Here is a 22,422-nt window from a genome sequence, read left to right as displayed (position 1 = left end):
GGGCGGGGGGCGTCCGGCTCCCCCCGCGGGGGGCGGGGGCCCCCCCCCCCCCCCCCCCCGCCCCCCCCCCCCCCCCCCCCCGGGGGGGGCCCCCCCCCCCGGGGGGGGGGGCCCCCCCCCCACGGCCCGTTCCGTTCGGGACGCCGGGTGCCGCAGATCAGCTCGCGGGTTCCTTGGCGTCGGACACCTGGGCCGGAACCGCCGCGACCGGGAGCCCCTTCACGTCGACCCCGTCGGCCGCCTCGCCCCCGTTGTCCTTGCCGCCCTCGTCATCCTCGTCGTCCTCTTCCGAGATCACGATCTCCCGGTCCAGCACCTTCTTCGCGCGCTCCAGGTCCAGAGCGCCCTCCCAGCGGGAGACCGCGAAGACGGCGACGCAGTTGCCGAGCAGGTTGGTGACGACGCGCATCGAGTCCATGATGCGGTCGACGCCGAGGAGCAGGGCGACGGCGCCGGCCGGGATGGCCCCGAGCGAGGAAGCGGTCGCGGACAGGGCGAGGAAGGCCGAACCGGGGATGCCGGCCATGCCCTTACTGGTGAGCATGAGCACCAGGACCACGGTGACCTGCTCGCCCAGGCTGAGGTCCACACCCACGGCCTGCGCGATGAACAGCGTGCCGATGGACAGGTAGAGCGAGGCGCCGTCGAGGTTGAACGAGTACCCCGTGGGCAGCACCAGGCCCACCGCGTCGTCGCGGGCGCCGGCCTTGCGCAGCTTCAGCATCACGCGCGGCATGACGGACTCGGTCGAGGCGGTGCCGAGCGCGAGGAGCATCTCCTCGCGGATGTAGCGGAGGAACTTCCAGAGGCTGAGGCCGGTGACCATCTTGAGGGCGATGGCGAGCAGCGCGATGAAGAGCGCGGCGGCCGCGTAGCAGAGGATGATCAGCTTGGCGTACGTCTCGATCACACCGAGCCCGTAGTTGCCGATCAGGACGGCCATCGCGCCGAACACCGCGATCGGGGCGAGTCGCATGATGAAGCCGACGACCGCGAAGATGATCTCCTGGGCCTGCTCGATGGCGGGCAGGACCTTCGGCACCTTGGTGTGACCGAGGTGCAGCAGCGCGGCACCCACCAGGCAGGCCAGGATCAGCACCTGGAGCAGCTCGTTCTCGGCGAAGGCGCCGATGAAACTGGTGGGAATCGCGTTGACGACGAACTCGGTCGTCGTGGGCAGCGAGCCGCCACCCGTCTTCGCGTCGACCGCCGAGGCGTCGAGCGTGGACGGGTCGACGTTCATGCCCGACCCGGGCTGGACGAGGTTGGCGGCGAGGAGCCCGATGATCAGGGCGAGCGTGCTCGCCACCTCGAACCAGATCAGGGCCTTGAGCCCGATCCGGCCGAACGCCTTCAGGTCACCGGCCTTGGCGATGCCGACGACGACCACACAGAACACGAGCGGCGAGATGATCGTCTTGATGAGCCGGGTGAAACCGTCGCCGAGCGGCTGGAGATCCGTGGCCACATCGGGCCACAGTTTTCCGACGACGATCCCGAGTACGAGCGCGCAGGCGACCTGCGCGAACAGTGAGGTACGCAGTATGCGTGCGACGCGTCGCGGCAGGGACGGTACGGACGGCGGCACGGGCACTCCTCCGAAGGGGTTTCTGGGATGCGGAAAAGCACTTCCGCGTTGATCACACTATTGAGGAGATGTTGATCCCGTCTGCAACTTGCGTATGTCCGCCGTGTAAATCATCGACCGTCCCCACAGCGCGCGCACAGCGCCGTCAGCAGCGGTCGCGGTCCTCGGTGAGCACCCCCTGCACAGTCACCAGCGAACGGTCGTGGCACCCGTCCGAGCCGTACAGCCGGTAGCGCTCACTCGTCGTACCGACGGCGTGCCGCTGGTCGCGCGGCACGTTCGCGGTGTACGTCGCGTCGCCCGCGTACGCGTCGTCGAGCCACGACCACGCGGTACGCCGACCGCCGAGCGTCTCGGTGACGGCCGCCCGGTCGCCGAGTGTGAGCACGGTGCGCAGCCGGTCACCGGCGCCGAGGGTGGTCGTGCCGTCCATCGTGTACGTCCGTTGCGTGCGGGTCGTACGGGCGGGACCGCGCCCGTCGACGGTGACGTTCTCGGCGTCCGTCCAGGTGGCGGTGAGTCCGTCGGTGTTCTCGCCGTCGGTCCAGCGGTGGACGGAGCTGTTGGTGAGGGCGCGGCCGACCGTCGTCGTCACCCGCCCGTGCGAGGTGTCGACGTATCCGGCGACGGTCAGCCGATGGCTGCCCTCGGTGTCGAGTCGGTGCTGCTCATCGGCCGAACCGGGCGTGTACGTGGAGGAGTTGGCGAGGTCGCCCGCGCTGTGGGCGGTGAGCCTGCCGGTGACGTGGGCGCGCCGCTCGTCCTGCCAGACGAGGACGTTGACGGGGGCGCTCCAGCCTGACTGGCCTTCCGGAACGCCGACGACCGAGACCTCTATGTCATGCGGGCGGCCGTCGTTGAGGAGCCCGGCGAAGGGGGTCAGATCGTATTCGATGGGTTTGATGTCGAAGGCCCGCGGTCCCGGGATCACGTACCAGAGGAAGGGGCTGAGTCAATGCGAGGGAGCACGTCTGACCTGCGGTCTCACAGGAATAACGCGGGATATCACGGCACTTGGTGTGCCCGGAGTAGCCCCAGGTCACCCCGTGGATTCCCCGATCTCGTGCACCGCCAGGTGCCCGGGAGTGCCCGGAATCCGACGGTGCGTCAGAACCGAGGGGCGCGTCCTCATGCCGCCCTGCGGCGATGTCCTCGTAGGTGACGATGCCGGCGACGCCCCCGTGTTCGTCCAGGACGACGGCGAACTCTTCGTCGTGCTCCCGCATCCGTTCGACGGCGTCGGCAGCGGCAGCGTGTCCGGCAGCAGCAGGGGCCGTCGGGCGATCTGGCCCGCCGTCGTAACGGTGAGGCGGTCGGCGGGCAGGTGCATCAGCTCACGGACGCCGAGTACGCCGTTGACGTCGTCGGGGTGGTCGCCCAGAACGGGGTAGTTGGAGTGGCCGTGCTTGGTGATCAGTTCGATCGCCTCGGCGGCGCTTGCGTCCCTGCGGACGAACACTGCGTCGGCGCGCGGCACCATCACCTCGTCCAGCGTCCGCTCGGAGAACTCCAGGGCGTGGTCCAGCAGTTCGGCGGTGCCCCTGGGCAGATGGCCCTTCTCATGGGACTCACCGATGAGATGGTCCAGTTCCTCCAGGGTGGCGCCGTGGTGCAGTTCCTCGACCGGCTCGATGCCCACCTTGCGCAGCAGCCGGTTGGCCGCCCCGTCGAAGACGTGGACGAGGGGCCCGACGACCTTGAGATACGCGAGCGTGGAGGCGGCCAGCGACTTCGCCAGCCGTTCCGGAACCGCGAGGGCCAGGTTTTTCGGGGCCAGCTCGCCGATCACCATCTGTACGACGGTGGCCAGCACGAAGGCGAGCACGACGGAGATGCCGGAGACGGCCCCGTCGGGAATGCCGATGCCGGACAGCACCGGCTTGAGCAGCGCGGAGACGGACGGCTCGGCGATGAAACCGACGACCAGGCCGGTGACCGTGATGCCGAGCTGGGCGCCCGACAGCATGAACGACAGCCGCTCCAGCACCGTCAGAGCGCGGGCGGCCCTCTTGTCCCCGGCCTCGGCCTCACGCGCCAGGGCGAGCCGGTCGGCGGAGACGTACGCGAACTCCTGGGCGACGAAGTAGCCGGTGCCGGCCGTGAGCACGAACACGGCCACCAGGCCCAGCACGGCGTTCGCGGTGCTCATCGGCGGGTCCGTCGAGAGGGGGCGCCCCGCCGGGCGCCGTGCTCAGGACATGCCTGGCCGGACGGTCGGGGGTCGTGCCCCGAGAGGTCCGTCGATCTGGCGGACAACAATGGCTCCTTGTCTGGGTGTTCACACAGGCGAACGATCGTGGCCGCATCCGTGTTCCCGATCACTGTCCGTCCGCCGTACACGACACGCCACTCACGCAGCCGCCGGAGCCGGGCCGACCAGTTCGGAGAGCACGTCCTCCATGGTGACGAAGCCGAGCACGGCACCCGCCTCGCCGGTCACGGCCGCCAGGTGACTCCCGGCGGCGCGCAGGGCGGTGAGGGTGTCGTCGAGCGGGGTGTCGATGCGGACCCGGGTGACGGGGTGCAGGACGTCACGCGGGAAGGGCTCGTCCCGCGCGGCGATGCCGAGGGTGTCCTTGATGTGGAGGTAGCCCAGCAGGGTGCCGTCGGGGCCGGTGACCGGGAAGCGGGAGAACCCCGCCTCGGCGGCCGTCCGTTCCAACTGGGCCGGGGTGATCGTGTGGTCGACGGTACGCATCCGCTGCGCCGGGACGAAGATCTCGCCGACCGGCCGGGTACCCAGCTCCAGCGCGTCGCGCAGCCGTTCACCGTCGGCGGAGGTGAGCAGTCCGGCCTGGCTGGAGTCGACGACCATGCGGGCGAGCTGATCGTCGGTGAAGGCCGACTCCACCTCGTCCTTCGCCTCGACCCGCAACAACGTGAGGAGGGCGTTGGCGAACGCGTTGATGCCGAAGACCACCGGCCTGAGCGCGCGGGTGAGGGCGACCAGCGGCGGGCCCAGCAGCAGCGCGGTCGGGACCGGAGCGGCGAGCGCGATGTTCTTGGGCACCATCTCGCCGATCAGCATGTGCAGATACGTCGCCACGGTGAGCGCGATGACGAACGCGATCGGGTGCACCAGACCGTGCGGGATGTGCGCGGTCTCGAACGCCGGTTCCAGCAGGTGTGCGATGGCGGGTTCGGCGACCGCGCCGAGCACCAGCGAGGAGACGGTGATGCCGAGTTGGGCGGTCGCCATCATCGCGGAGATGTGCTGGAGGCCCCACAGGGTCATCCGGGCCCGCATGTTGCCCTCCTGGGCCCGCGGCTCGATCTGGCTGCGGCGCACCGAGATCAGGGCGAACTCCGCCCCGACGAAGAAGGCGTTGGTCAGCAGGGTCAGGGCGCCGATGGCGAGTTGCAGGACGGTCATCGGGCTTCCTCCACGACCTGGTGGTGCTCGGACGCCGAGCGCGCCGGTTCGGTGATCCGGATCCGGTCGGCGCGGTGGTGGTCGACGTCGAGAACGGCCAGCCGCCAGCCGTCGAGGTCGACGATGTCGCCCCGGGCGGGGATACGGGCCAGCCGGGTCGCGATCAGTCCGGCCACGGTCTCGTACGGGCCCTCGGGCGCGGCGAAGCCGATCCCGGCGAGTTCGTCGATCCGCACGCCACCGTCCGCCTCCCACACCGCGCGGCCGTCCTCGGTGGCGGGGGCGGGCTGCAGATCGAGGGCCTCGACGGGATCGTGTTCGTCGCGGACTTCGCCGACGACCTCCTCCACGATGTCCTCCACCGTCGCCACACCGGCCGTACCGCCGTACTCGTCGATGACGACGGCCATCGTCCGACTCGCACGCAGCCGCTCCAGCAGCCGGTCGGCGGGCAGACTGTCAGGCACCAGCAGCGGGGCGGTGGCCAGCTCGGTGACCTGGGTGAGCTGCCGTTTCTCGGGTGACAGGGCGAGGACGTCGCGGATGTGGACGGTCCCGACTACCTCGTCGAGGCTGTCGCGGTAGACCGGGAAACGGGATAGGCCGGTGGCGTGGGTGAGGTTGGCGGCGTCGGCGGCGGTCGCGTGCGCCTCCAGCGCCCGCACGTCGACGCGCGGAGTCATCACGTTCTCGGCGGTCAGCTCGCTCAGGTGCAGGGTGCGTACGAAGAGTTCGGCGGAGTCGGCCTCCAGGGCACCCTCGGCGGCGGAGTGCCGGGCCAGTGCAACCAGCTCCTCCGGGCCGCGGGCGGAGGCCAGCTCCTCGGCGGGCTCCAGGCCGATCCGGCGTACGACACGGTTCGCGGTGTTGTCGAGGTGGCGGATGAACGGCCCGAACGCGGCCGTGAAACCGCGCTGCGGCCCGGCCACCACCTTGGCGACGGCCAGCGGGTGCGAGATCGCCCAGTTCTTCGGCACCAGCTCGCCCACCACCATCAGCACGACGGTGGAGACGACCACACCCAGAACCGTGGCGACGGACGAGGCCGCGCCACCGAGCCCGGCCGCTTCCAGCGGTCCGCGCAGCAGCGCGGCCAAGGAGGGCTCGGCGAGCATGCCGATGATCAGCGAAGTGACGGTGATACCGAGCTGGGCCCCGGACAACTGCAGCGTCAGCCGTCGTACGGCCGCCAGCGCACCGACCGCCCCGCGCTCACCCGCCTCGGCGGCCCGCTCCAGATCACCGCGCTCGACGGTGGTCAGCGAGAACTCGGCCGCGACGAACAGCGCGCAGGCGAGCGTGAGGAACAGGGCCAGCAGAAGAAGCAGGACCGCGGTCACCGTGCCACCCCCGATCCCTCACGCGTGCGCGGCGGGACGGGTATGGCACGGCCGGTACTGGGAGGCTCACCCATGGTGGGACTGCCGCTCCTTCTCGTTCTCGAAAGACAAGTGCGCTGAAGACATGAAAACAGGGGTGCGGAGACAGGTTTACCTGCCTCTACACCCACTGTAAAGGAGTCGCAAAAAACCTCATTCGGTGAGGGTCTCCATCAGCATCGGCAGCGAGTGGTGCAGTTCGCGTGCCCCGTACGCGGGATGGTGGGTACCGGTGTGGAAGTGAGTGGCCGCCGGTATGCCGAGCCGGGCCAGACGGGCGGCCAGCGAACGATTCATGGCGTCGAGGCCGGGCTCGGCCGGGTCGTAGGCGCTGCCCGGCGGGTCCAGCGGTCCGGGGTTGCCGTCACCGACGGACAGGAAGACCTCGGTCCCCCGCAGCCGCCCGGCCAGGTGGTACGGATCATGCGCCTGCCAGACGGCCCGCTGCGCCACCGGATCGCCCCACAGCCCGCGCAGACTCCCTTTCCCGCCGTACGCCTCCTCCAGTTGCGGCCACGTCTCCCGCATCCGCGGGTGCAGCAGGTGCACAGGCCCGCTGTAGCTCGCCGCCGCGGCGAACATGCCGGGCCTGCGCGCCGCGTACGACACCGCGCCGAAGCCGCCCATCGACAGCCCCGCGACCGCCCGCCGCTCCCCCGCCCCGTACCCCTGCTCCAGCAGCGGACGCACCTCGTCGAGATGGAAGGTCTCCCAGGCCGGCGGCCCATCCTTCCCCTCGTTCCACCAGTCGCTGTAGAAACCGACGGTGCCGCCCTCGGGCATGACCACCAGCACATCGCGCAGTTCGGGAATCTCCTCGACGTCGGACTCCCGCGTCCAGGTCCGGTACGTCTCCGGCTCGAAGCCTCCGTGCAGGAGATACAGCACCGGCCAGCGGTCACCGGGCCCGCGCTCCGCCCAGCCGTTCGGGGTCAGCAGCCGGACCTTGGCGCGGCGGCCCAACGCCGGTGAGTCGAGGGTGAGATCGACCAGGCGGGGGCCGACCCGCTCCTCGGCGACCACGCGGGCCCCGCCGCCGAGGGAGTCCAGCAGCGTCGGCAGGGTGCGGTCGAGTTCGCGGTGCCAGTACGCCGGTGAGTGGGTGCCGGTGTAGAAGTGCGTGGTCACCTCGGCGCCGGCCCGCTTCAGGCGTGCAGCGAGGGTGCGGGACTCCTCGTTCATGATGGCCTCGGTCGGTGAGTACACGTCGTCCGGGAACGGATCGGCCGGGTCCTCCACCCCTGGTATGTGCGGGTCGCGTTCGGTGCCCGGCGGGTCGAGGGCGCCGAGCCTGCCGTCGCCGGAGGACAGGTGGACCCGGGTGCCGCGCAGGCGCTCGGCCAGGTAATAGGGGTCGTGGGCCTGCCAGTTGGCACGTTGGGCCACTGGATCGCCCCACAGCGCCCGCCAGTCGAGGCCGAGGTAGGTCATGGCGGCGCGGACCGTGTGAGGGTGCTGGAGCGGGTGGACGTATCCGCTGTAGCTCGCCACGGACTGGAACAGCCCGGGGTGGCGGGCCGCGTAGGAGATCGCGCCGAAGCCGCCCTGCGACTCCCCGGCCGCTGCCCGACGCGTACCGGCGCCGTAGTCGCGCTCCAGCAACGGCAGCATCTCGCGCAGGTGAAAGCTCTCCACACCGGGCGGCCCGCCCCGGCCGCCGTTCCACCAGTCGCTGTAGAAGCCGAACAACGGCATCTCCGGCATGACCACGAGGACATCGTGCAACTCCGGTTTCTTCTGGACCTCGTACTCCCGGGTCCACGTCTCGTGGTCCCCGTCGCCGCCGGCGAACAGGTACAGCACCGGCCAGCGGTCGCCGGGCCCGCGCTTCTCCCAGCCGTCCGGGGTCAGCAGCCGGACCCGGGCGTCGCGGCCCAGCGCGGGCGAACGGACGGTCAGGTCGGTGATGCGGGGACCGGACTCGTGTTCCGCGACGACACGGGCGGCTCCCCGAGAGCCCGCGTGGGTGTACCCGTCCGGCGGCACGGCCGCCGACAGGGCGAGAACAACGGTGAGCGCGATCAACAGCCGTACAGCTTGCCGGAGTTGGCCGACCATCGCGCCGGTGAGTTCCTTTGTCCCAGTCATGGTCTCGACGCTACGCAGCACGGACGGACCGGACATCTGCCTCCGGGAGTCGGCTACTACTCCCGACGGAGTACGTCAGCCGAGCCCCGGCCCGGAGTTCGTTTTCGGCCTTTCCCGCCGCGCGGGCGCGGATCGGAATGTTCCTCCACACCCCCCGCCCTATGCTTCTACTCGCTTGTAGATATCCCGGGCGGCAGCGTCCGCAGAAACACACGCACGTTGATTAGGAGTGGACGCCCCGCTGGTGTTCAAACGACTGCTCGGCTCGCTCGGCGTGGGCGGCCCCACGGTGGACACGGTCCTCGACCCGGGAGCGGTCCGCCCCGGCGGCACACTGTCCGGTCAGGTCCATCTCCAGGGCGGCAGCGCGGACTTCGACATCGAGCACATCACGCTGGAGCTGGTGGCCCGCGTCGAGGCCGAACACGAAGACGGCGAGAGCGAGGGTGTCGTCGTCTTCGACCGGTTCACCGTCGCGGGCGGCTTCCGACTCGCCGAGGGGGAGCTGCGCAGCGTGCCGTTCAGCGCGATGCTGCCGGGGGAGACACCGGTCACGGAGCTGTACGGGCAGGACCTGGGCATCGTTCTCGGTGTGCGCACCGAGTTGTCGGTGGCGGGCGCCAAGGACAAGGGTGACCTGGACCAGCTGGTCGTCGGACCGCTGCCGGTGCAGGAGGCGGTCCTGGAGGCCCTCGGCCAGCTCGGCTTCGGCTTAAGGTCCGCGGACCTTGAGTACGGGCGCATCGGCGGCACCGGCCAGCAACTCCCCTTCCACCAGGAGCTGGAGCTCACCCCGGCCCCGCAGTACGCCCATCAGGTGAACGAGATCGAGGTGGCCTTCCTCGCCCACCCCTGCGGCATGGAGGTGATCCTGGAGGCCGACAAGCGCGGCGGCCTGTTCTCCTCCGGCCACGACGCGCTCACCCGGTTCACGGTCACCCATGACGGAGTCGAGCACCAGGACTGGAACACGCTGGTCGACGGCTGGATCCGCCAACTCGTCGAGCACCGGTCGTCGTACGGCTCCCAGGGCACGTATCGCACCGTCAGCCCGTCGACCTGCTCCACGAACGTGGCCTTCGGGCAAGCAGGGTTCTCGCAGTACAGGCGGCGCACCGACAGGTCGATCCGTACCGCACGGCCGCCAACTGCCTCGTCCGTATCGTGTCGCACGTACCGGCTGTGCTCCCGGTCAGAGATCCGGCCGCAACCAGTACATACGGCCGGTCCCGCCCCGGATCGCGCGGAGATCACCACCACATCCCCGGATTCCTCGATCGAACCGATCTCCACAGCACCGAGCTGCGGCAACAGCTTCAACACGTCATCGCACACAGGCAGCATCCCGCTGGAACAGAGGGATGCCACGGCCCAGCTGGATCGATCAACGGCTACGAAAATCTTGTATGAGCCTGGAGCTACACCCTTCCCTGAAGGTGAGCCCACGCCCTGGTGGCCAGGCCTGGCCACCAGGGAGGATGCCCGTCATGGCCGCTGATCAGAACGTCGCTCTCGCACGCTCCACCCACCCGATGCCCCTAAACGTGGGAGGCATGCAATGAATCCTGAAAGTCGTCCATTTGTTTCTCCTGCGGATTCTCTCCCTGCTGGCGTGCCCTGATATACGGCTGTTCCGGCCGGAGACGCGTGCGGCCTCAGGCCGGGAACACAAGGGTCACGTCAGGTCATCGGTGTTCGATGGAGATCCTTCCGTAAACATAGGCCGTGATCTTGACGCCGTGGTTCGGGTAGGACGAGAGAACGCACCACGACAGTCAGCAAGGGTTCAGTTTGCGGACTTGCGGCCGATGAACCACACGGCCGCTCCTGCCACTATGACGGCGAGGCCCATAAGCAGGACGGGGAGGCCCGGGCCGGGAAGAACGTACATCGCTGCTCCGGCCGCGGTGAGAGCGGCACCGATCGATGTCACCATGATGCCGACGCGGGACTGGGACATGCTGGCTCCTCTTTGGTTTTTCACTGTTGAAGGCGTTCGGGAAGTACGGGCGGCTGCCCGGGCCGCCGTGAAGCGGTCCGGGCAGCCTGGAATGCATTGATCACGTTTTGTGCCGGATCTCATGCGTAACACGTGTCCGGCCGGAGATTAGTATCCCCAGTAGATCTTCGACGAGTAGACGTACGTCCGCCGGTAGGTGGTCCACCAGGACGACGTCTCGGAGAACCGGAAGTTGGTGTAGGTCTTCCGGTAGGTGATCCGGTCCTGGTATTGGGTGGTGTAGACAGACACCCATTCGGCAAGGACCTTTTCACTCTTCCATGACAGAAGAGTGCAGCGGACGCCGCGCTGGGTGCGCCAGCGCCACCGTTCCTTCCAGCCAACGATCGCCAGAGGCGTCCAGTCGGCGAGTGCGTCCCACATCCAGGAGTACTTCTTGGTGCGCCAGCTGGTGTAGGACCACTTGCCGGACCAAGTGATCTTGATGTCGCTTCGCCAGCCGGTCCACGCGTACCACGGGATTTTGCAGGGCAGGCAGCCGGAGATGTCCTCGGCGTTGACCGGGTCGGCGCAGACGTAGTCGTAGTTGCTGCAACTGCCGCCGGCCACCGGGTCGGTCTGCAGGAACCGGCCGGAGGCCGGGTCGTACAGGCGCACGCCCATGAGGACGAGATTGCCGAGGGTGTCGGCGGACCGCTGTTCGCCACCGAAGAAGCCGTAGCGGGCCCGTTCGGTACCGGTGCGCTTGCCGAACTCGTCCGTGGTCAGGGCCGTGGGGGCCTTGGATGTGTCGAGCGGCAGTGCGAGGGCGACGTCGTTGTGCAGATCGACGAACTGCAGGACCACGTCACCGGTCTTGCTGGTGGTGGCGCCGAGACTGCGTCCGGCGGATTCCACGTTGCGCGAGATGGTGCCGGTGGCTGCGTCCTCGGCGATCCAGGTCGGCTTGTCGCTGTCACTGCTGTAGTGGTTGACCTTGGTCGCGGTCGTGACCCAGCTGCCCGTGGCGTTCGACTCGACGGTCCAGGAACGGATCCGGCGGGTGGCGTCGAGCGCCCAGGTCTGACGCTGACTGCCCAGCTGCTGCTGCCTCACGAGGTCGTTGAGGTAGTAGCCGAGCGTGCCCTCACTGGGAACCGTGGTGGCCCGGCCGAACGCGTCGTAGGCGTAGCCGCTGTCGGTCCGCCGGTCCGCCGTGTCGTAGGTGCTGGTGACGGACGTACCGCCGGTCGTCGGGCAGTCCAGGCCCGGGGCAGCGGCTGCCGTGGTGACGGAGGTGCGGTTGGAGTGCTTGTCCCAGGCGTAGGAGCGGCGGGTGCAAACGCTGTCGGCGGTTTCCTCCACTGTCGTCAGTCGGCCGGCCGCGTCGTAGCGGTAAGCGCGGTTGGTGTTCTGGCCGGCGCCTCCGGCGCGGGTGGCCCACTGGTCGTGAGCCGTGACCGTGGCGGCGTCGCTGAGCAGGAGGGCGCCGTCGGAGTCGCGTGTGTAGGAGCGCTCTGTCGGCTTGCCGGCCGGGTCGGTGGACTGGTTCATCGTGTAGCCGCCGGGCAGCTTTTCGGTGGCCACGTTGCCGTCCGCGTCGTACGTGGTGCGGAAGGTGCCTGCGACGGAGTCGGTGAGCGAGACGAGCAGTCCGCGGGGTTCGGCTGACGTGTCGTAGGTGTAGGTGACCGTGGAGGGGGCGCCGTCGGTGCTCTTGACCGGCCGGTTGAGCTGGTCGTACTGCACCGAGGTGGCGTTGGTGTCGGCGTCCGTGTAGCTCATCTGACGTCCGAGCACGTCGAAGGTGCGGGTGATGCTGCCCGCGGTCGTCGAGGCGGTCTTGGTGAGGTGTCCTGCCTCCGCGTCGTAGGTGAAGGTCTGGTCCGGGACGGCGGTGCCGGCGGCGGTGCCGCTGGTGGTGACGGACGACTGGCGGCCGGACGGGTCATAGGTGGTCACCAGGGTGCGGGTAGCACCGTTGGCGCTTTCCACGACCTTCTCCGGCTGACCGTAGGCGTTGTACTCGTTGTAGATCACCGGCAGGGCACCGTTGGTGCCGGCGGCGGCACCGGCGTAACGGACCTCGCATGCCTGGTCGGCCCACTCGGGACGGCCCTGGCAGGTTCCGGTGCCCGTGGCCGACCAGTAGGTCGTCAGCTGGGTTCCGGGGTCGGTGCCGTTCGACTTGGGCATGAGCGACTTGACCGCGCGGCCCTTGTCGTCGAACTCGGTGACCCGGGTGATCGCCAGGCCGCCGACGTCCTGGACGTTCTTCGTGGCCAGGCCCTTGACCCAGTCGTACTCGGTCGTGGTACCGCGTCCATCGGCCATCTGACCGGGGTAGGTCAGGAGCTCGGCACCGACGGTCTCCTTGGTGGGCTGGTTGACCACGGTGGCAGAACCGTCGGTGGGACGGCCGGCGTCGTAAGCGGTGGTCGTCCAGGTGCGGCCGGGAGCCGCGGTGCCCGCTGCGAGCAGAACGGTGCCGTCAGTGGCCGTGAGGTCCTTCTCCAGAGTCAGCATCCGCAGCGGACCGCGTGAGTCGGTCGAGCGGGAGCCGTCGGCGGCGAAAGTGGTCTCGCTCGCCAGCAGACGGGCTCGCGCCGCGGATCCGCCTGTATCGGAGCCCAGGCCGAGTTCGGCGAGGTTGGCCTTGTCCTTGGCGGTCAGGCCGAGAGCCAGGGCGCGGTTGGCGGCCGAGAGCTCCATGACCGTGTTGCCGTACCGGTCGTACTGAGCAGTGGTGATGTGGTCCCCGGGGTTGCGCTGGTTGACCTGGCGTCCGGAAGCGTTCATGTAGAGCACCATGGCCCGGGCGTAATCGGCCTTCGCCAGCTGCGCCCCGTCGGACGACGCCGGCACCTTGTCCGCGGGGAAGACCGCGGTCGCGTCGACGGGGGCCTCGTTCTGCCCCCACTTGGCGACGTCGGCCGGACCCATCTCGGCCGGGGCCGGTGTCCCGGAGAGCGCGACGTTGTAGACCACCGTGGAGGTCGCCGTGCCGGAGACCTGGTCCTTCGTGCCGGCCGCGAGCGTGGGCCGCTGCACGGACAGCAGCATGCCGTCCGAAGCACCGGTCACCGCGGCGACCTTGCCGTAGTTGAACGTCCACGGCAGCTGCCCCGGCGGCGTCAGGGTGATGACGCGTCCGGCGGAGTCGTAGGTGTAAGCGGTCTTCAGAGCGGGGCTGATCCGCGGGTCCCATGCCTGCCGCAGACGGCCCTGATCGTCGTAGGCGTAACGGGCAACACTGCGGGCAGTGGCATTGGCGGCACCGGGATCAGAGGCCCACACCTTGAGCTCGGAAACCTGATCTGTGATGTCGCCGAAAGTGCTGGCAGTGGCGGTGGTCGTGGTCGCGTAGACGAAGTCGAGGACCTTGCAGCCGCGCGTCGCAGGGGTGGCTTCACAGGTCGCGGCCGTGGCCGCGCTTGTGGCGTTGATGATGCGCTTGGGCCGGCTGACCCGCTTGCCGTCGATGGTGACAGCCTCGGAGACGACCAGGCTCTCCCCGCCGTCGATACCCGACTTGACCGAGCTGGACAGCTGCCAGGTCGGGGCGTCGGAGGCGGCCTTTTTGAAGGTCGTCACGGAACCGTCGTCTTCGTTGAGAGTGAAGGACGACGAGAAACCGCCGGTCAGAGCAAGCTCTTCGAAACCGGGCTCGGGGATCCAGCCAGTTTGCGGTTGGTTGGCCGTGAAGTAGACGGACGCACCGTCAGCCGAGACGAGATTGAGCGAGGTGTTGGAGGTCTTCTCGATGTGCGAATACCCCGAGTCCACCTCCGGGGCGACGGTGCCGGAGACCCACTCCTTGCCGAAGATCGGAGCCTGGCCGGCCTGCTTGATGCCCTTGTCCGGCACGCGCGAGGAGGCCGTACGGGTCACCGACAGACCCAGCACCTCGGCGTCGGATGCCCCGAGCGAGTAGTCACCGTTGAGCAGGTTCACGGAGCCGGGACCCACCTGGGAGCCAGCGGCGCCGTCCGCGTTACGGTCGACGACCACGGGAAGCGGCTGTGTGCTGCCCGCAGCCCCGTTCGGTCCGGTGAAGTCGGCCTTGATCTGAACGCTTCCATCCGGATCGACCGTGCTGGTGGCGTTCCAGGTCAGCGGCGCATTCTTGCCGTTCACAAGCGGTACGGGCCACGAGGCGAGCGCCTGGCCGTCTTTCAGGACGTCCGCCGCCGGGATGTGCGTCCAGGTGTCGGCGTCGGAGCGGCGCCAGGAGAACGAGACGGAGTCGTACTTCCCGGCCTCGGCCTCGGCAATAAGCGGCAGCCGGCGCGCGGTGCTCTCACCCTCGCTCGGCTGGACGAAGCCGCCGGGGCCGGCGTGGAGGGTGTACTCCAGGGCCTCGGACTTGTTGTCCGCCTTGTCGACCTGCCGGACCTGGAGGGTATGGGTGCCGTCCTTGGGCGGGGTGATGCTGATGGCCTTGGCGGCGGTGGATCCACCGGTGGTGACCTTGGTCCAGCTCAGGCCGTCCAGGGACCATTCGAGCCAGTTGTGGCCTGTGCCGTTCGGAGTGACGGTGAAGGTGCCGGCCTGTCCAGCGCCCTTGACCCACGCGGTCGTCGGGTAGTCCGTCGACGTGATGCCGGTCGGGGCCGAAGGAGCGGTGGTGTCGACCGTGAAGGTCTTCCACTCCGACCAGCCGAGGTTGTAGTGCGCCCCGTCGTACGGTGAGGTGCGGAACTTGTATGTCTTGCCGTTGGTCAGCACGCCGGCCGGGACGGTCACGGAGGCGGCCTGTCCGGAGTTCACCCACGGGGAGACGATTACGTTGCCGACCTGGGTGTTGGCGGCGGAGTCGAAGATCTGGAAGGTGCCGTTGATCTTGTCACCGTTGGGGTCGACGAACGTGTCGCGGAGCGTCGGCGTCACGGTGTTGACCACGTACGCGCCGCCGTAGGAGAAGTACGGCGGCCCCGCCTCCTGCTTCGTACCCGTGCGCGGCCGGTAGTTGTAGGTGACCACCAGCTTGGGTGGGTTCGATGCGGCGTTGGCGGAGTTGACCCGCTTCCACTGTCCCGTGACGCTCTCGTCGGTAGCGCGCAGACCCATGTGGGACTTGGCGGCCTTGGCCGAGGCCCACTCCTGCACCATGGTGGTGACGTCGGCGTTGATCCACCCGTCCGGCTGCGCGGTGCAAGAAGCGTTGCCCCGGGTCTCCGAAGAAGTGGCCTTCTTCGCGGTCCACGTCGGCTGGTTCGGGGCGGCCCAGCGCGAGGAGGTCGAGGCGGCCCCGGTGGACCACACCTCCCACGGCTGGGTGGGACACGACGAGCCGGTGTAGTTGCCGGAGTGGAAGTTCCACAGGCTCAGCTTCGCGTCCGTCACCAGCGCGTCGGCGATCGGCGCCGTGTTCCAGGAGACGAACGAACGTGCCGTGCGGAAGGTGCCGTCGGCGTTCTTCGTGCCCGGGTTTCCCAGGTCGAGTTCGACGTCGTTGGACCAGTCGACGGTCTCGCCCTGCTGGACGTATGTGTCGAAGACGTTCGACAGGGACGAGGTTGACGGGTCGACCGTCACCGGGTACTTCGTCGACTCATCGGCGAGGAAGCCTGCGTCCGGGGTGATGACGAGGTCCACGCCGCCCTTCGTCTTGACGACCTTCATCGCGACCTTGGCCCGGTGCGTGTGCTCGCCGGAGACCGGGTCGACCGTCGCGTCCCACATCACCGGCGCGGGCATGACCGCGGACTTCTTCGACTTCCTGTCGGTGAACAGGACGCTGCCGTCGGCCTGCTGCTCCGCCTTCAGACCCTTGGTCTTCAGCGGCAGGGTGTAGGAGAAGCCGTCTTCGGGCTTCTGCTTGATGTCGACGAACTGCTCGAAGCCCGTACGGGTGGCTTCCACGACGACGTCGGCGCCGGGCACCGCGTTCACATAGGTCGCGCGAGTGCCGTCGAGCCGCGGCGCGGGCAGGCCACCCCGCCACTGGAGGGTGATCTGTTCGTCACCCTGGCCCAGGGTGACGAGGTCGGTGGCCGGGGCGGACTGGGCCGCGCGCAGAGACCGTGCCGGCGCGCCGGTCTTGCCTGCGAGTGTCAGACCCTGCGGGTGGGCCTTGGCGGCGACCGAGCCGTCCGGCTGGGCGGCCAGCTCGACGTCGACGTCACGCCAGTCACCCGTGGCCGGGTCCTTGAAGCGGACCGGCCCGGAGGTCAGTTCGGTGGTGAGCGAGCCATCCTTGTTGGCCCAGGTGGTCGACGTCTCGGTCCGCTCCGACAGCGCTTCCACCCGCTGCCCGGACAGACGGGCCGCCACACGCGCCGAGGCGATGTCGGCCGCGGCGGTGACCGGCCGGTCGGCCGGCTTCTGCTGCGCCTGGACGGCCGGGGCGGCGAGAGCCGCTTCCGAGCCGTAGATCGTGGAGACGGACATCAGCAGGCCGAGGCCGACCGCCGTGCCGCGCAGTCCTCTGGACCGGTCGAGTCTGTACCGCCCGCGACGCCCGGATGGGCGCGCCGGTATATGGCTTTTCACATTTCCCCCTTGTATGGGTACCAGTGCATGGTGATACGGGATCCGATGCATGAGGCACCGGACCGGCGCCGGTCCGGCCTGACGGTGGTCGGACCTGCGAGTCCTTGGACGTGCGGCATACGGCGGGGGCGCTAGGGCTCCATCAGGCCGGTCCTGATGGCGTACCGGGTGAGCTCGACCCGGTCACGCATGCCGAGTTTCTGCAGCAGGTTGGCGCGGTGGCGATCGACGGTCTTGACGCTGATGACCAGCAACTCTGCGATCTCCTTCGAGGAGCGGCCCTCGGCGACGAGTTTGAGGATCTCCTCCTCGCGCTCGGTGATCGGTTTGCGGGGCAGCGCCTTTCCCTGGCGGACGAGGTCGAGGTATTGGCGGATCAGGGCGGTCTCGGTCCCCGGGTAGAGGAACGGCTCGTCGCGCATCGCCGCCCGGCAGGCCTCCACGAGGTCCCGGTCGGCCACCGATTTCAGGACGTATCCGCAGGCGCCGATCTTCAGGGCTTCGAAGAAGTACTGCTCGCTGTCGTGCATGGTCAGGAAAAGGATCTTCAGGTCGGGTCGCATCTTCGCCAGGGCACGTGCGGCCTGGAGGCCCGTCATGCGCGGCATGGCGATGTCGAGGACGGCAAGCTCCGCGTCCACGTCGCGGGCGAGCTCGATCAGATGGGCGCCATCCTGGGCCTCGCCGACCACGGTCAGGTCCGGCTCGGACTCCAGGACGAGGCGTACACCGCGCCGCAGGAGGGCGTGGTCGTCGGCCAGCAGGATGCGAACCGGGCGAACCGGGGCGTTCATACGGCTCCGTCCTTCGGGAGCGGGACCCGCAGCCGGACGGTGGTGCCGCGAGGATCCCCGGAGGTGAGGGTGAGTGTCGCGCCGAGGAGCAGGGCGCGTTCGCGCATGCCCAGCAGCCCGGCCCCCTCCTTCGTCCCATGGAGACCCTGACCGTCGTCGCGGACGATCAGTTCGACGGTGCACTCTCCGGCCGACCGCAGCCCGAGACTGATCGTGCTCGCCTGCGAGTGGCGGGCGGCGTTCGTCATCGCTTCCTGGGCGACGCGGTAGAGCACCAGCTCGGCCTGCCCTCCTAGGGCCGGCAGGGAGGCGTCGACCTGGTGGGTAACGGTGACACCGGGTGCGGCGAACTCCAGCACGAGGGCCCGAAGAGCGCTTGCGAGGCCGAGGTCCTCGAGCACTCCTGGACGCAGCCTGCGGGCGATGCGACGTACTTCGTCGAGACTGTCACGCACGGTTTCCTGCGCGGTCACGACGTCCTCGCGCAGGTCCTTCGGTACGCGGTCGGCGAGGCTCTTGAACTGCAGGATGACGACCGTCAGGGTCTGGCCGACCTCGTCGTGCAGTTCCCGGGCGACTCTTCGGCGCTCGGACTCCTGCGCGGACAGAACCCGGCCGCTGCTCGCGGCCCGTTCGGACTCCAGACGGCCGAGCATGACGTTGAACGTATCCGTCAGCTGGGCGAGTTCGCCGTGTCCCGTGACCCGGGCGCGCAGTCCTGGCTCTAGCAGATTCGCGTCCGCCATCGCTTTGGTCAGACGTTCCAAGGGTGCGAGCCCGACACGGAACAGCAGCGCGTTGGCCGCCAGCATGGCGGTCAGACCTCCGCCGATCACCAGCGCCTCGCGCAGGAGAACAGGGCTGGACACCGTGACCCACGGACCGATGAGCAGCGCGGCCGCGATCGCGAGAACCAGGGCGTTCGACATGAACATCCGCCAGAACAGCGACACACCCATCTCCCCTTGCCCCCGTCGGCGCCTTCGGCGCCGTGCCAGCCTCCTCCCTTTGACCGGAGACCGTTTTCGGACAAAGCCTCGCTGAGCGTGGCCTGTGATTCCATACATGCTGTCACCCATCTTTCGGCTCTCCGCCCACTGGTGACGCGACCCTTGAGTCGGCACGTTCGCGCTGAAGAACTTCCCGACGCTGGGCGTGATAACAGGCAGCTCGGCCGCGGGCCAGTGTGAGGTCGAGCAGGTGGCCGGCGCGATCCTCCTGAGCGAGGCGCTCACGGGAATCGGCCAGGACACGGTCCGGTCGACCAGCCGACGTGGCCGGTGATCTGGCCGAGGATGGACACCGCCGTGGCGTCGGCGTAGACGATCGCACTGTCGCGGGTGTAAGTGCGTTGGGTCGCGGATCCGGTGGTGCCCTGATGAATCCGGCGGCCCAGTGTGTCGCAGCTGGAACGGACGTCAGCTACGCCGTGTACGCGCGTCCTGACCGCGGTACCACCGCCTGCGGTCGGCTCGGCAGATGACGGGCGGCGGCTCACCTCGCTCTGGGTGAGGAGGCAGCCGCCGGACAACTTCTTCTGTCACCTATACGATCCCACCGCCGAACCGCGCGGCCCGGCCACGTCCACCACCGACTCGGTGGCGGGGACGTTCAAGGCCACGTAGAAGTGTCCTCATCCGACGATGGCGACAGGGGCATCCCAGGCATTGCGGTCGACGGTGATGGTGTAACCGCCGCGTGTTTCCTTGCTGTTGACCATGTACTGGTGGCCGCGACTGTGGTTGGTGAACAGCTTGGGGTCCCAGGGCCAGTCCGTCGTGGTGGTGTTCTTCTTGTCCCACAGCGCGTACCAGAGGTTGCCCGGCAGATCTGTCTTGTTGGTGGCGGTGACGATCGCCTTGGCACTGGAGCTGCTGAAGCCGTAGAAGCCCGCCCGGTACGTCTTGGCGCGCAGCGTCTTGGTAAAAGAGCGCACGTACGTCAGCACGGCGTCGTTGCACGCCTTGTTGGTGATGTCGTAGGGCTCCATGTCCAGATAGATGGCGCTGCCGACCTTCATCCCAAGCGCGGCGGCCTTGGCAACTGCGTCGTTGGCGTTGCTCATGCCGAGAGAGGCGGCCGTGGAGGCGGTGAACTTCTCCGGGTTGGAGCTGGTCTGGCAAGGCGGCTGGGCACCGACGTAGAGCGGGATGAGCTTCCAGCCGAGGGAGTTGACCGACTTCACCCAGGACGCAGTGAGGTTGGGCTGGGCACAGCCGCGGTTCTTCCCGCCGACGTAGACAGCTGCTCCGCCGTAGAAGCCGTCGGCCTTCCACGCCTTCATTGCCGCGAGGGAAGGCGCCGTGCAGGCGTCGAAGGCACGGCCCGTCAAGGTCTTCTGGGCGGGCCAGGCGGTGGCTGCCATCGAGGTCTGCGCCGCGACTCCGGCGCCGGCGACGACAACGACACCAGCCGTCGCCCATGCGATGTAGCGGCCTCTCTTAGACAACCGGTGACTGGACATTCCCCACCCCATCCTGATCGCGGCCCATGGCCGCTTGGTATGCCCACAGGGGCCGACGCATGCAACACGCACACCCTGAGTGCGGTCGCAGCGCTCAGAGCCGCCTGCCGCAGCGCCTATGGCTCCGGTGTTCGAAGCGCTCCGCACCCTATCCAAGCCCTACGTGTGAGTGGGTGGAGGGTGTCTGACCGATCATGATCTCGACCACCTGCTGGGCCGGTATTCGTGCGCCGCCGTTGCCTTCGTGGTCGTCGCCTTCGTGCTCGGCATCGCCTCCGACCGCGCGTCCCGGCCCCTGTGGGGTTCCAAAAGCCCCGCACGGGGCAGTGAGCTGGGCGTTCGCCACCTGTCGTGTTCTTCTTCGAGCGGTGTTGCGGTACTCGTGGATGAGTCCGCCGAGGACCTTGTGGCGGTGGACGCGCTGGGCGGGGAAGGGAATAACGTCGGGTCGTCGGCGGGGGCGCGCAGGTACAGTGCCCGGTGGGGCCTGCCGGTGTTGTCGTGCGCGGCGTACTCGATGAGCACGTGCCGGGCGTGCTGCTCGTTGCAGAGAAGTATCCGGTCGGTGCGCTCGGCTCGCACGCTGCGTATGAACCTCTCGGCGTGGGCGTTCATCTTCGGTGCCTGTGGCGCGGTCTTGAGGATCTCGATGCCGTCGGCGGTGAAGACGGCGTCGAAGGCCTGGGTGTAGCGGCTGTCGCGGTCGCGCAGCAGGTATCGGAAGCAGGCGGCCCGTTCGCCGAGGCCGGCGAGGAGGTTGCGGGCGGGCTGGGTGGCCCAGGCCGCGGTCGGGTGGGCGGTGACACCGAGGATGTGCACGGTGCGGCTGCCGACCTCCATGACGAAGAAGGCGTACAGCCTGCTCAGGCCTGCGGTGTCCACATGGAAGAAGTCGGCGGCGAGCAGACCGCAGGCCTGGGCACGCACGAACTCGCGCCAGGTCGGGGCGCCTCGGCTTCGCCGGGGTGCGGGGCCGAGACCGGCGCTGCGCAGGATGCGGCGGACGGTGGACGCGCCGACGCGGTGCCCGAGGCGTCGCAGCTCGCCCTGGATGCGGGTCGAGCCCCAGACCGGGTTCTCCCGGGCCAGGCGCAGGATCAGGCCGGTGATCTCCTCGGAGACAGGCGGCCGGCCCGTGCGCGCGGGTTTCTGCCTCCACTTCCAGCGCACCAGTCGGCGGTGCCAGGACAGCAGCGTGGCGGGGGTGACCAGGCCAGTGCCGGCGCAGCGGGCCCGGCAGGTGCCGGGCGGCGGGGTCCTGCCCGCTCTCGTCCACGGGGGCCAGCACCTCGCCGACCCGCGAGCGGGCGATGGCCCACTCCTTCCATTCCCGCTCGGCCACGGCCAACTCGGCCTGGACGCGGTCGGCCTTCTCCCGCAGCTCGTCAACACGACAGCGAGCACCCAGCTCACGCTGTTCCAACAGCCCGACCACCGACGGCATCCACAACCTCCCGGGCAACGACAGCGCGACAGGCCACAACTCCCACGGGATCGCCGACTCTATGCCCGACCAGCGGAAACACAGTCCTCAGGTCCGGAAAGACAACAGCTTCTTACGGAGGCATGACATGAGGTCAGAAACCCGCCTTCACGCCGATCACATCCGTAACCCTGGTCACCGAGTCGCGATCGACCGAGAGATCAGCAAGCCCTACCTGACTCGAGAACGCCAGAGGAGTCCCATGCGACGCAACACCCGCAAGCGGTCCAGGACAACACATCGGGCCATCGCCGCCGCGGCAGGTCTCGCTCTGGGAGCGGGAGGGCTGATAGCGGTGAATGTGTACGCCTCCGCCCACGAGAGCGGAAACAGCAACACCACGAGGCGCGCTCCCCAGGACCGGGCGAACCAGGTCCTCGCGGCCGGTAACGTCACGATCAGCTGCCCGGATGTCGGGGCGAAGCTGACCTCGGTCCCCGACCAGGCCAGAGCACAGGTCGACAGGGAACTCGCGCTCCTGGACAAACAGGTGGCCGAGGCCTACCAGCGACTGCAGACTTCGGCCAGGGCCATCCAGCGGGACAGCAACTTCGCCAACAATGCGATCATGGGGCCGCTGAAGGACAAGCGGGTCGCGACCATCGACCGGATCGGGATCGCCATCGGCAGGTCCGCTCCCAGGCCCCAGGGTCTTGCATACCTGGCCTCCTGCTCGCTGCGCTCGGCCGGCGGCCAGGAACAAGGCCAGGGACAGGGACAGGGACAGGGACAGGGCAACGGCGCCGGCCAGAACGGCAACGGCGGCCAAGGCGCAAACGGCCCGGTGGCGGCCGACTTCGTGGACATCACCAAGGTCCG

Annotated in this window: 10 protein-coding genes and 5 pseudogenes; 2 read left to right on the top strand and 13 right to left on the bottom strand. The window is 68.8% G+C overall.

Annotated features, from left to right (window positions below):
* Nucleotides 1-157 precede the first annotated feature (157 nt).
* From ACH4TV_RS11175 to ACH4TV_RS11150, 6 genes and pseudogenes are all read right to left on the bottom strand, one after another.
* Nucleotides 158-1,588 (bottom strand): cation:dicarboxylate symporter family transporter, encoded by a 1,431-nt coding sequence (locus tag ACH4TV_RS11175; RefSeq protein WP_398396636.1) that lies wholly within the window; start codon nucleotides 1,586-1,588, stop codon nucleotides 158-160.
* A gap of 145 nt (nucleotides 1,589-1,733) precedes the next feature.
* Nucleotides 1,734-2,537 (bottom strand): annotated as a pseudogene (locus tag ACH4TV_RS11170) (peptide-N4-asparagine amidase); the annotation flags it as partial.
* A gap of 193 nt (nucleotides 2,538-2,730) precedes the next feature.
* Nucleotides 2,731-3,737 (bottom strand): annotated as a pseudogene (locus ACH4TV_RS11165) (hemolysin family protein); the annotation flags it as partial.
* A 201-nt stretch (nucleotides 3,738-3,938) separates the two neighbouring features.
* Nucleotides 3,939-4,961, bottom strand: a complete 1,023-nt coding sequence (locus ACH4TV_RS11160; protein WP_398396634.1) for a hemolysin family protein — start codon at nucleotides 4,959-4,961, stop codon at nucleotides 3,939-3,941.
* Nucleotides 4,958-6,301, bottom strand: a complete 1,344-nt coding sequence (locus tag ACH4TV_RS11155) for a hemolysin family protein (protein ID WP_398396632.1) — start codon at nucleotides 6,299-6,301, stop codon at nucleotides 4,958-4,960. The genes ACH4TV_RS11160 and ACH4TV_RS11155 overlap by 4 nt, the downstream gene beginning before the upstream one ends.
* 192 nt (nucleotides 6,302-6,493) lie before the next feature.
* The gene (locus tag ACH4TV_RS11150; protein ID WP_398396631.1) at nucleotides 6,494-8,428 is read right to left on the bottom strand and encodes an alpha/beta hydrolase; all 1,935 of its coding nucleotides are present in this window, start codon (nucleotides 8,426-8,428) and stop codon (nucleotides 6,494-6,496) included.
* Nucleotides 8,429-8,669: 241 nt separating this feature from the next.
* On the opposite strand from ACH4TV_RS11150, the pseudogene ACH4TV_RS11145 reads away from it, so the two are divergent.
* Nucleotides 8,670-9,467, top strand: a pseudogene (locus ACH4TV_RS11145) (sporulation protein); the annotation flags it as partial.
* Nucleotides 9,468-10,214: 747 nt separating this feature from the next.
* Here ACH4TV_RS11145 and ACH4TV_RS11140 read toward each other — a convergent pair.
* From ACH4TV_RS11140 to ACH4TV_RS11110, 7 genes and pseudogenes are all read right to left on the bottom strand, one after another.
* Complete coding sequence (locus tag ACH4TV_RS11140) at nucleotides 10,215-10,388, bottom strand: hypothetical protein (RefSeq protein WP_398396629.1); 174 nt, start codon at nucleotides 10,386-10,388, stop codon at nucleotides 10,215-10,217.
* A gap of 147 nt (nucleotides 10,389-10,535) precedes the next feature.
* Nucleotides 10,536-16,760, bottom strand: a complete 6,225-nt coding sequence (locus ACH4TV_RS11135) for a DNRLRE domain-containing protein (protein ID WP_398397738.1) — start codon at nucleotides 16,758-16,760, stop codon at nucleotides 10,536-10,538.
* Nucleotides 16,761-16,993: 233 nt separating this feature from the next.
* Nucleotides 16,994-17,656 (bottom strand): response regulator, encoded by a 663-nt coding sequence (locus ACH4TV_RS11130; RefSeq protein WP_398396627.1) that lies wholly within the window; start codon nucleotides 17,654-17,656, stop codon nucleotides 16,994-16,996.
* Complete coding sequence (locus tag ACH4TV_RS11125) at nucleotides 17,653-18,615, bottom strand: histidine kinase (RefSeq protein ID WP_398396625.1); 963 nt, start codon at nucleotides 18,613-18,615, stop codon at nucleotides 17,653-17,655. Before ACH4TV_RS11125 ends, ACH4TV_RS11130 begins: the two co-directional genes overlap by 4 nt.
* Before the next feature lie 674 nt (nucleotides 18,616-19,289).
* Complete coding sequence (locus ACH4TV_RS11120; RefSeq protein ID WP_398396623.1) at nucleotides 19,290-20,120, bottom strand: glycoside hydrolase domain-containing protein; 831 nt, start codon at nucleotides 20,118-20,120, stop codon at nucleotides 19,290-19,292.
* Between the two features lie 192 nt (nucleotides 20,121-20,312).
* On the bottom strand, nucleotides 20,313-21,290 hold the full coding sequence (locus ACH4TV_RS11115; RefSeq protein ID WP_398396621.1) for an integrase core domain-containing protein: 978 nt from the start codon (nucleotides 21,288-21,290) through the stop codon (nucleotides 20,313-20,315).
* Nucleotides 21,291-21,369: 79 nt separating this feature from the next.
* A pseudogene (locus ACH4TV_RS11110) lies at nucleotides 21,370-21,564 on the bottom strand (hypothetical protein); the annotation flags it as partial.
* A gap of 241 nt (nucleotides 21,565-21,805) precedes the next feature.
* Here ACH4TV_RS11110 and ACH4TV_RS11105 point away from each other — a divergent pair.
* A pseudogene (locus ACH4TV_RS11105) lies at nucleotides 21,806-22,422 on the top strand (hypothetical protein); the annotation flags it as partial.

The organism is Streptomyces sp. NPDC020898 (genome assembly GCF_044333925.1).
Lineage (GTDB): Bacteria > Actinomycetota > Actinomycetes > Streptomycetales > Streptomycetaceae > Streptomyces.
The sequence above is the reverse complement of the archived record's forward strand: the minus strand, read 5'-3'. Positions and strand labels throughout refer to the sequence as shown.